The organism is Microbacterium sp. P5_E9 (assembly GCF_054049175.1).
Genome location: NZ_JBFUMV010000029.1, coordinates 1 through 6108 on the forward strand (window position 1 = coordinate 1; position 6108 = coordinate 6108).

The 6108-nt window shown below is 65.3% G+C and carries 8 protein-coding genes; 4 read left to right on the forward strand and 4 right to left on the reverse strand.

Annotated features, from left to right (window positions below; translation table 11 throughout):
- Both ACXJ3V_RS19950 and ACXJ3V_RS19955 read right to left on the reverse strand, forming a co-directional pair.
- A partial coding sequence (locus ACXJ3V_RS19950; protein WP_457102098.1) for a hypothetical protein occupies nt 1–311 on the reverse strand: 311 nt, incomplete at its 3' end.
- A 1206-nt stretch (nt 312–1517) separates the two neighbouring features.
- On the reverse strand, nt 1518–2231 hold the full coding sequence (locus ACXJ3V_RS19955; RefSeq protein ID WP_457102099.1) for a tyrosine-protein phosphatase: 714 nt from the start codon (nt 2229–2231) through the stop codon (nt 1518–1520).
- Between the two features lie 251 nt (nt 2232–2482).
- Between ACXJ3V_RS19955 and ACXJ3V_RS19960 the strand changes: the two genes are divergently transcribed.
- Complete coding sequence (locus tag ACXJ3V_RS19960) at nt 2483–2605, forward strand: hypothetical protein (RefSeq protein ID WP_457102100.1); 123 nt, start codon at nt 2483–2485, stop codon at nt 2603–2605.
- Complete coding sequence (locus ACXJ3V_RS19965) at nt 2605–2904, forward strand: hypothetical protein (RefSeq protein WP_457102101.1); 300 nt, start codon at nt 2605–2607, stop codon at nt 2902–2904. Before ACXJ3V_RS19960 ends, ACXJ3V_RS19965 begins: the two co-directional genes overlap by 1 nt.
- Before the next feature lie 90 nt (nt 2905–2994).
- Here the strand turns inward: ACXJ3V_RS19965 and ACXJ3V_RS19970 are convergent, their stop codons facing one another.
- Nucleotides 2995–3981 (reverse strand): hypothetical protein, encoded by a 987-nt coding sequence (locus ACXJ3V_RS19970; RefSeq protein WP_457102102.1) that lies wholly within the window; start codon nt 3979–3981, stop codon nt 2995–2997.
- Nucleotides 3982–4155: 174 nt separating this feature from the next.
- The gene (locus ACXJ3V_RS19975; RefSeq protein ID WP_457102103.1) at nt 4156–4623 is read right to left on the reverse strand and encodes a hypothetical protein; all 468 of its coding nucleotides are present in this window, start codon (nt 4621–4623) and stop codon (nt 4156–4158) included.
- Nucleotides 4624–4894: 271 nt separating this feature from the next.
- Between ACXJ3V_RS19975 and ACXJ3V_RS19980 the strand changes: the two genes are divergently transcribed.
- Nucleotides 4895–5368, forward strand: coding sequence for a DUF805 domain-containing protein (locus tag ACXJ3V_RS19980; RefSeq protein ID WP_457102104.1), 474 nt, complete (start codon nt 4895–4897; stop codon nt 5366–5368).
- A gap of 101 nt (nt 5369–5469) precedes the next feature.
- A partial coding sequence (locus ACXJ3V_RS19985; RefSeq protein ID WP_457102105.1) for a phosphatase PAP2 family protein occupies nt 5470–6108 on the forward strand: 639 nt, incomplete at its 3' end.

Below are 6108 nucleotides of genomic sequence, written 5' to 3' on the forward strand. Positions count from 1 at the left end.
GCGTTACTTCGCTTCAGCATTGATGCTGCTTCGGGGAAGAGTCGCGACACCGATCGACGACCAGCTGCCTCCGCGAGTTTGTACGAGCTCTTAGCGGCAGCGTCGGCAGTGACGACGTCCAGATTCTCTTTCAAATACTGTGCGGCGACATCGCTGATCGTCGAGCTGTTTTCGATCGCCAAGTCGAGCAGTTCGTTGGCGACCGCATTTGACATCATAAAGACGCAAGTATGCTCGCCAGCTGTCACGCCAGTTGGCTCGAGGGTCACCTCGAAGATGTCGTGCTTGGTGGTACCGCAGATCGCGCCCATGTCGGCGGCATTGCTGCTTGAGGTAAAGCTGAGCTCGTCGTAATCGAAGGTCAGCAGTGGGTGCGACGCCGGGTCGGTGGGCGAAGTTCCGAGCTGAGCTTCCTCGCTGTCAGTCCAGTTGTCTCCGTCGGTGTCAACCTCGGGTTAGCCGCAGGTAGGAGGGTTCGCTCGGAAGTCGCCGAACCATAGGATGAGAGGCTCGACCTCCGGGCACCCATCCGGCGTTCCGGTGGAGGTGACCGACCCGCCTCCGTTKAATTCAATGATGAATGGATCTCCTTGAAGGAGACTGGTTGTTGAAGGCCCCGGGCCGCCAACCTGGACCTGCGGCCAGTCCACCGTGGTGGTCTCCGCGTGCCCACATGAATCGTTAGTAATGCTTTGACCTGGGTGGAAGCTTGCCCTGATGAAGACCCGGCCGCTGGTGGGTGAACTGTAGCTGGCGGTCTCAAATATGAACCAGACCTCCCCTGATCCCGACCCGCCGGACTCCGTCCACGTCACGTTGCATTCGGCATTCTCCCAGGTGTAAGAGCCGTTGCAGGAGGTTGTCTGGTTCACCGTGACATCGGCTGGCTGGCCCCATGCCAGCGAATTGCCGAACCCATCGCCGATCTGGCTCCACCTCCAGTCATGTGGTATTCCACTCGATGACGCCGTGACATCGACGGTGCGGTCGCACCAACCGCCTGCGCCGAGTTCTCTCCCGTCAGGGGCGACGACTCTGAGGTGGCTGAAGTTGGATTCGCTCGACGAGGCTGTCAGGGCCCAAGATGGGATCGGTGAAGGTTCGTCCAGAGAGCGCTGGGTTGCGTTTGCGGAGCTCGCGGTGGCAATCGAGCCAATCACTAAAGCGCTCACGAGCATGTAACGACCGACGACACGACGAAGCGTCATTTCTCCCCCAGTCCCTCATAGAGTGCGCTTCGTCGCGCGCTCATTCCCCGCCCGGATCGTATCCTCATGCTGCGTCTGCCACAAGGTTTCTGGCACGCTCACCCGACGCACGCAAACGAGACGCCCCGGGCCATTCAGCTGTGGCGGAAGCTGCGACTCGCAGGGGCAGCTGAACCACGCGTCGCGCAACTCAAGACCGCCGACGCTCGGAGACCGGACTGCCAACGCACAGGCGACGATCGTCGTCGCACGGAAGGACCGCTCTGCGGGCGGTGACCGACCGCTCAAACGACTCGGCTTCGAGGCGGGTCAGTCGTGGTCGGTGGATCCTCGCCACGTTCTGATCGCGGTGCGGGTTTCATCGTCGATGGCAGCGATCCGGAACCACTCATCCAGATCGAGCGCGCCGTACATTCCGCGGTATGCCGAGTCCGCCGTATGACCGAATCGTTGGAGAACTTCGCGCCGCTCCTCGATGTGAAACGATCGGCCGTGAAGTGCGGCCATCGCTTCAGCATTCACGAACGATTCCAGGTAGTCATTGACGGCTGCATTCGCTGTGACGTCCAGAGCCTTCAACAGGACAGCTGCGACCAGGCCGGTTCGGTCCCAGCCAGCGGAGCAGTGGATGAGCACTGCACCATCGGGTGCGCTTGCGATCACGTGGAGCACTTCGGCAAGTCTGTGCGGCAGCTCGTGAACGTGTGCGATGTAGTACAGCGGGGTTCCCCAGCGTCCGTCTGCTTCAAAAGGGGCCCAGAATTCGGGTTCATCGCCGTCCAAATCCACGTGGACCAGTCGAATGTCGTCGGGCACGTCCCCTGTGGTCTCGTTCTCCCGCCGGAGATCGATGACGGTCCGCACACCATAGTCGCGGAGCGCTTGCCACCCAGACCCGCTCAAGCGATCGAGCATCTCCGACCGGAGGAACACACCCGTCGGTGTCAGCGAACCGTCGTTGCGTTCCAGTCCGCCGAGATCGCGAACATTGGCAAGTCCGTCGACGATGATGGGCAACTGCACCTCCCAATTCTCACACCGGGGTCGGTCGCGTGCGCTCGGACATCGTCTGGCGCCACGTCCGCTCGCGGACCGTGAGGCGGGCCTGGACGCCTCACCCCTCCGACACACGCACGAGCCCGTCGATCTCGCGGTAGTTAAGTCTGCGTAAGCGCCACGGTCTTCCGTACATCAGGTGCACACCATGCCGCACCCGGAAATCGTCGATAGGCGGGTGGTGAGCGACCGCCCTGCGGTCAGGCTATTGTCACCGAGTGGCGTCGATCTTCCCAGGACCTGACATCGTCGGCAGCGGAATCATCGGCGGAGCTGCACGCGCATGGCTGGGGCGCGTCCGAGGGGGCGCCGACGCACGCGTAGACGGCCTGGAGGACTGATGAACCCCTTCGTGCTCATCGTGGGACTGGCCTTCGTGGGGATCGGGCTCGCCTGCTATCTCGGCCTGTGGCGCAGCTGGGCCTCGCCCCGCCGCGGCTGGTTCGCGCCGGGGTTTGGCTGCCTCTATACCGGCGTCGCGACCATCCTCGCGTCGCTGCTCCTGCTTGTCGTCGACTCATGGCCGGCGGCGACGGTCATCGCGGGGGTTGTAGCGATGACGGCGCTCTACGCGATCGGCATCCTGAGCCTCTTCTGGCTGCCCGCGTTGCTGACGCCCCGCTGGTTCCGAGGTCGGTGATCCGGGCCATGAACGCGCCGACGCCGTTCAGAGGGGCCTTTGCATACGCTCGCCACGAAATGAAGAGCGTCGACGTTGGCAGCGGATGAGTCATTCCGGCTTCTCTTCGACGGTCACTGTCTCGAGGGTCTCGCGGTAATCACTGACGTCGCTCACGCGGACCGTCAACGTCGCGCCGCCCATGGAGGATCGATCGTCCAGGTCTTCCGCCCCGGGGAGTTCCAGCACGGCACTCCTGTGATCACCGACGTAGAGCAAGACCGCGAAGCAGTCCGGCGCTGTAAGCGGGGTCGGGTCCCAGATTCGTGTTCTGTCCGATGTCCAGAGGCTGCCGAGACGAAACCAGAACCCTTCGTATTCGACTTCCGGGGTGACGCGCGTCGTCGCCTGCACTGCTCCGACGGGAATTCGAAAGGTTTCCCCTTCTCCAGGCGTGCGCAGTTCGACCCAGGGAAGCTTCGTGTGGCGTGCCCAGCTCTGCGTCGACAGGTACCACTCGTCGCCGGTGCGGGCGTAGACGCCGCCGGGGCGCAGCACACCGGGGGCGATGGGGGGAGCTTGCGCCATCACGGACGCACCCAATCGGTCATCGCCATCCCTGTCCCCGGTGGATGAGCCCGAGAACCTCACCCACGGAGCGGTGAACGGGCGGTATGACCTATCCGCCACCATCCGCTCGAACTCCGCCGCCTGGGCCGGCGAGATCTCATCGAGATCCGAGTTGAGGTAGCGCTTGATGGCGTGTTGCACACGGCCCCGCGTATCCGGCCTCCAGCTGTCGACATCGTGCAGAACCTCATCGATCGTGTGTCCTGCTTCGACCCGGCGACGAAAGAGCGCCCTCGGCACGGCCTGACCTTCCCGCGCGGCGAACAGGGCGAAGAAGCGGGGGGCAGGGTCAGAGGCCCTGCCGATCCAGGCCCTCTCGAAGAACCAGCGGGAGGCGAGTGCATCTACGGCAGCGCCGCTCAACTCCGGACGCGCGGCGGAGAGATGGGCCTTGAACTCCGGTCCGGCCGTCTGCCGGCTAGTTTCGCCGAGGTCGATGGCGTTCGTCGCGTCGATCGCTCCCTGCACCTCGGCGAGGAGGGCATTCGCATCGACCCCTCGCACACGGGCGAGTTCGGCGACGGCGGCGTGATCAGCCGCGGGCATCGGCGATCGCCCCCAACCGAGGTACTCGACGATGGCGGTAGACAACGTCGCGGAATCAGCGTTCGCACGAGGGTGCAGTGGCCCCCTCTCGGGCGACTAGAACTGGCGTCTGATCTCGGCGGCCGACCTACGGCCGTACTCGATGAGTCGTGCGGCGCTCTCCGTGCTGAGTCCCCACGCCCGGCGGACCAGGTCGCCCTCGCTCCACTCCACCAGGTAGCCGTCGGGTCCGAGGTCGACCGATACTCCTGCGGGTGGTGACGTGACTATCCCCGTGTCGATCGGCCGTGTGAGCCGCGGAAGGCCTTCGTGACGGCGCACATCGGGACCGTACCTGAGCGTCAGGAAACGATCGAGCACCTCCAGGTCGTCAGTGACGATGAGCGGGGCTGAGATCGAGCCTCGTTCATGCTTCCTCACGGCGTAGGCGCCGTCGATCATGGAGCAGACATCGTTCGGGTCGCCGGTGAAGAACGCGAAGACCGCGTCTTCCGGCTGGGCCCAGGTCCATCCCCCCTGCGCGGCGAACGTCTTGAGGTCTGCGAGCTCGTCCGCGATGGTCACCAGTGGATGCCCCTTCGTTCGGGCGTCAGGGCGACGCTGCGTCGAGGCATCCGTCCTCCGTTGTCGTCGAGTGCGAAGGGTCATCGTACCTGGCGGGCGAGCACGACGACGAGGTGGATCAGCAGCCGGCTACCGCCCCGAATGCGCTGCGTAACGGAGTCGCATGCGTAGCAAATCCACATCTGTCGAGACGTTTTGGAGGCGCCTGGAGCGGTACGGCAGGATTACGTGGGCAGCAAGCGCCCCCACTCTCTTCACCTGGAGGAAATCCGTGACCCACGCTCCCGCCACGCAGACTGGCGCATTCCAGAGCGAATTGCCGCTATCGCTGCCGCTGTACGGCGCGTCATTCGGGCAAGCCTTCGGCCGTTTCTGGAAGAAGTACGCGACGTTCTCGGGCCGCGCCAGTCGCAGCGAGTTCTGGTGGTGGCAGCTCGCGACTGTGCTCGTCGGGACCGTTCTGTACGTGATCATGGCAGTCGGCGGCTTCGCCGGTGCGACGTACGACGTCACCACCGGAACTTCCCAGCCCGGCCCGCTGATCGGCGTGGGCGCAGGTTTGCTCGGGTTGTGGCTGCTGGCGACGATCGTGCCGTCGTTGGCCATCGTGTGGCGTCGACTGCACGATTCCAACCGTTCGGGCGGGTTCTACTTCCTCGGTCTCATCCCGCTTATCGGAGGAATCATCCTCCTTGTGCTCTTCGTCCTCGAGAGCAACCCAGAAGGCGAGCGCTTCGACGCCTGATCTCACGCTCGGTGTCGTGCGGCGAGCCACCGGCAGGCGGGCGCTTATCGCGGTGGGGCTCCGACGCACTCCTACCCACACCACGCCACTAGGCTCCGGGCATGCCGTTGCTTCGATCCGTCGTCCTGCCAGGGCTCGGCGCGATCGCCGTGTTGGCCGCGGCCGGGCGGGCGATGCGGCTCCTCGGCGGCGACGACCCACGCGAAGACCGGGCTGTGCRTGCACTCCAGGACGCGTTCGGCCACCGGCCGGACGACGGCGATGCCGCCGTCACGACTGRTCCCGCCGACCCGACTGGGCCACGCGAGYCGATCGACCGGGTCACCGAGCCGCTCTCCTGGTACTCCGGCGTGCCGCAGACCATCGCGARCGGGGCGCTCTGGTGCGGCGTCACYTGGCTGTTGACGCGCGACCGGCGCTCAGCGGCCGCSCCWGCSGCGGTGCTCGCGCTCGAGACCGCGTGTTTCGTCGCATCCGCGGCGCTGGTGGGACGGCCACGACCCGAGGGGGTGTGGCGCCCGGAGCTGCCGCACGCGACRTCGTCGTTCCCTTCCGGGCACACGGCGGCGGCCTTCGCGCTCCACGGCACGCTTGCCGACCTGCTCGATCACCACGGCACCCGTGGCGCGCGGCTCCTGGGCCCCTTCCTTCGGTACGGGATTCCCGGGGCGATCGCGTTTTCGCGGGTCTACCGTGGCCAGCACCACATCTCGGACACCGTCGCAGGCGCAATGCTGGGA

Bases quoted from the DNA above. Each gene is read 5' to 3' on its own strand.
- ACXJ3V_RS19965 (WP_457102101.1), top strand. From the start codon at position 2,605: ATGAACCCCTTCGTGCTCATCGTGGGACTGGCCTTCGTGGGGATCGGG.